This is a genomic window from Bacillus sp. JJ1764, from assembly GCF_036962145.1.
Taxonomy (GTDB): Bacteria; Bacillota; Bacilli; order Bacillales; family Cytobacillaceae; genus Neobacillus.
This window is the reverse complement of the sequence record NZ_JBALNY010000159.1, coordinates 1-2998: the sequence shown is the minus strand read 5'-3', so window position 1 is coordinate 2998 and position 2998 is coordinate 1. Positions and strand designations below refer to the sequence as shown.

General features: G+C 40.7%; 3 protein-coding genes. All 3 read right to left on the bottom strand.

Annotation, left to right across the window (positions count from 1 at the left end; translation table 11 throughout):
- Positions 1 to 28: 28 nt before the first annotated feature.
- On the bottom strand, positions 29 to 1174 hold the full coding sequence (locus V7083_RS19720) for an acyl-CoA dehydrogenase family protein (RefSeq protein ID WP_335481124.1): 1146 nt from the start codon (positions 1172 to 1174) through the stop codon (positions 29 to 31).
- Positions 1171 to 1533: a hypothetical protein gene (locus V7083_RS19715; RefSeq protein ID WP_335481122.1), complete on the bottom strand. Its 363-nt coding sequence runs from the start codon at positions 1531 to 1533 to the stop codon at positions 1171 to 1173. The genes V7083_RS19720 and V7083_RS19715 overlap by 4 nt, the downstream gene beginning before the upstream one ends.
- A 21-nt stretch (positions 1534 to 1554) precedes the next feature.
- Positions 1555 to 2998, bottom strand: a 1444-nt coding sequence (locus tag V7083_RS19710; protein WP_335481120.1) for a sigma 54-interacting transcriptional regulator, incomplete at its 5' end; no start/stop codon positions are given.

The following is a 2998-nucleotide window of genomic DNA, read 5'->3' as shown; positions in this document are numbered from 1 at the left end:
CTCGTTATTCCCGCCAGCGTACTGTAATTTATAGCCCTAAGTTTTTCGCAATAATCGTTTTCATTATTTCATTGGTTCCGGCATAGATACTCGAGACTGGGATATCGCGATACCTTCTCGCAATCTCGTATTCTTCCATATAGCCGTAGCCACCGTGCAGCTGCAAACATTCGGCAGCAACTTTTTTTGCATTCTCGGTCAGCTTCCATTTCGCCATCGATACCTTTGTCACCACATTTTGTCCTTCGATATGCTCAGCGATTAATTGATCGAGAAAGGCGCGACTCATCTGGATATCTGTCGCCATTTCAACAATCTTAAACTGGGTGTTTTGAAATTGACTGATCTTCTTCCCGAAGGCTTCACGGCTTTTTACATAATCAATGGTCATTTTCAACATCACTTCTGCAGCTGTTTGTGCACCAATTGCAGTGAGAAGACGTTCTTGCTGAAGTTTTTCCATCAAATAAAGGAATCCCTTGCCTTCTTCGCCAAGAAGATTATCCTTTGGAACAAGGCAATCTTCAAAGATTAATTCTGCGGTGTCTTGACTATGGAGGCCGAGTTTATTCAGTTTTCTCCCTCTTGAAAAACCAGGTGTGTCCCGCTCGATCACCAACAGGCTGACCCCTTTGTGCTTAGGTACTGCGTTCGTGTCCGTTTTGACAGCAACGACAATTAGGTCTGATTGGATGCCGTTCGTGATAAATGTTTTTTGTCCGTTTACCACATAATGGTCACCCTGGAGCTTGGCAGTTGTTTTGATGTTAGCCAGGTCTGATCCTGTGCATGGTTCCGTCATCGCTATGGCGGTGATAATCTCCCCAGTCACACACTGTGGCAGCCAGCGTTGCTTTTGTTCCTCACTACCATAGGCGGTAATATAAGGTACCACGATATCATTGTGGAGTCCGATACCGATTAGCCCTGTGCCGACTTTTTCAAGTTCTTCATTGATTACAACTGAAAAGCCCCAATCAACTTCACTGCCGCCGTATTTTTCATCGATGTCTGGGCAAAGATAGCCCTGCTCCCCCATCTTTTTCCAAAAGGAACGAGGAATCATCCGCTCCTCTTCCCATTGTTCATAAAAGGGATATGCTTCTTTTTCTAAAAACTTTCGCAGGGATTGCCGAAAAATTTCGTGATCTTCGTTTAGGTATGGATGTTTCATTTGTTAGTCCTCCTTTTGTGAACGCTTCCGTTTATGTGTATTTTTGATGTCCTTATTTTTAATAACCTAATTGAAAATTTCTGCAAAGATTTTCTTGCTTTACAACGACTTTTCCGGTTTATCGACGCAAATTCTCTAGCTATCAACAACTTTTCTTGTTTTATCAACGCAAATTCTCTGGCTATCAACACCTTTTCTATTTTTATCAACGCAAATTCTTCACTTATCAACTTCTTTTCGGTTTTATCAGGATCATCACTACCACTTACATATGCAATTATCGTTCCAATATTCTTAAAAAGGGCATTTGGTGACTTTTTGCGACTTACTTCCTTTACTAGATACATAAATGTGTCCAATAAATGGACACTTCCTGTCTTTTATATAGGTACATTGTATTTTTTTAGTTTCTCATATAATCCTGAGCGGCTGATCCCGAGCAATTTTGCTGCCTTCACTTTATTTCCTTTCATCTGGACAAGTGCCTTCTTGATGGTTTCAAGCTCTGCATGTTCAACCATCGATATCCTCTCTGTCGGTTCCTTTAAGGAAATTTGCTTTGTTACATAATCAGGAAGATCCTCCCATTTAATTTTTCTATTTTCAGCGAATGTTATGGCTCTTTCCAATACATTGCGTAATTCCCGGACATTTCCTGGCCAATCATAGGCAAGCAACACTTTTCTCGCTCGCTCCTCAATTCCTGTAATCTTCGTTCCAATGACATGATTAAATTCATGTATGAATTCATTTATAAGAAAATCCACATCATATATCCGCTCACGAAGGGGAGGAATCTGCAAAGAGATTACATTTAGCCGATAATAGAGATCTTCTCTAAATGTGCCTTCTTTCACCATTTCCTCCAGATTTCGGTTGGTTGCAGCAATTATTCTGACATCCACTTTAATTCTTTTCATTCCACCCACGCGATAAAATTCCCGTTCTTGAAGAACACGAAGCAGTTTGGCTTGAAGGGGTAAGGACATATCTCCAATTTCATCAAGAAACAAAGTTCCTCCATCAGCTAAATCAAACTTACCCTGTTTTCCTTTATTTTTTGCACCTGTGAAAGCCCCCTCTTCATAACCAAAAAACTCTGATTCTAGTAGACTTTCTGGAATCGCGGCACAATTCACCACGACGAACTTCCCCTTGCTCCTGGGACTTCCATTGTGAATGGCATGGGCAAACAGTTCCTTTCCTGTGCCGCTTTCTCCACAAATAAGTACCGTCGACCTCCCTCTAGCTGCCTTTGCACCGCTATTTTTTAATATTTCCATGCGGGAGTCCATGCTTAGAATATGATTCCAAGTAAATTGGGCAGTTTCAGATTTTTGGTATCGGTGATGGAAGAAACTAGCTTTATTTTCGGCATGCTCCAGTTTTTTAATCAGATTAGCTACTTTATCCAATTGGTGCTGTAACGATATCACGACATCTGTCTTCGTCAGAATACCGACAACTCTATTTTTCTCATCAATGACGACACCGGTACCAACCTTGCTGGTTTTTACAAGTTGTTGAATTTTTTCGTATGGAGTATCAAGCCTGACAGTCTCGACCTGCTTCTTTATGTATGATTTAATCGGAGTGTTAAGTGGGCGTTCTTTCGAGATCATTTGATGTAAGCTGCTTCGAGTAAATACACCTAATAATGTTTGATTAGCGTCTGTCACTGGAAGCAGATTCCACTTCTTCCTGCACATTAGGACAATAGCTTCTTGAAGCGTTGTTTCTTCTGTTATGAGGCAATTGCATGGGGTAATGATATTTTTTAATTGGAGCATTTTATCACTCCTTACAGATTCAATACTAATATTG

Excerpts from the sequence above, each read along its gene's own strand:
- V7083_RS19720 (WP_335481124.1), bottom strand. The coding sequence starts at position 1,174 with ATGAAACATCCATACCTAAACGAAGATCACGAAATTTTTCGGCAATCC.